Genomic DNA, 552 nt, shown 5'->3' with positions numbered 1-552 from the left:
GTAATTAAGTATTTTCTTACAGCTTACTCTGTTCGAAAAGAGGTGCCGGAAGTGACTCTCTTCGCACGCCCATTAGTGGAACAGATTATTTCGGGTGTGATTATGCTCATCATCGTGTTCATCTTCAAACAGTTCGTCGACACTCAGTCCTTCTTCGGACTTGGAATCATCCTCACTACCGGCTGCCTCACGTACGTAGCAATACTTTCCACAATTAGCGAACAATTCCGCACGACCGTTCTTTCGGCGATAGAAGATATTTAGTTGTGTTTCGTTTCTTCGCTGTTGATGTTTGTTGGAGTACCTGTTTTAATGTATCAAACTGTGGCATTATGGCAGTTGAAAGGATACGATACCTTTGTTCGTAGAGGAATTCAGTAACCGCCATGAAAGCGATAATTCCTACAGCAGGGCAAGGAACGAGGCTGTTCCCTCAAACACACACGAAGCCGAAAGCGATGGTCCGCCTTGCTGGGAAACCAATTCTGGGCCACATCCTCGACAGCCTGGCGAGGACTCAAATCAACGAGGTCATCCTAATTGTCGGTGGTC

General features: G+C 46.4%; 2 protein-coding genes. Both read left to right on the top strand.

Annotation, left to right across the window (positions count from 1 at the left end; genetic code table 11):
• Window positions 1-264: hypothetical protein (locus DVK07_RS24050; RefSeq protein WP_233565572.1), on the top strand; the 264-nt coding region annotated here is incomplete at its 5' end.
• 122 nt (window positions 265-386) lie between these two features.
• Window positions 387-552: sugar phosphate nucleotidyltransferase (locus DVK07_RS20880; RefSeq protein WP_158603218.1), on the top strand; the 166-nt coding region annotated here is incomplete at its 3' end.

It is taken from the genome of Halorubrum sp. Atlit-26R (genome assembly GCF_003666015.1).
Lineage (GTDB): Archaea > Halobacteriota > Halobacteria > Halobacteriales > Haloferacaceae > Halorubrum.
This window is presented reverse-complemented; position numbering and strand designations above follow the sequence as displayed.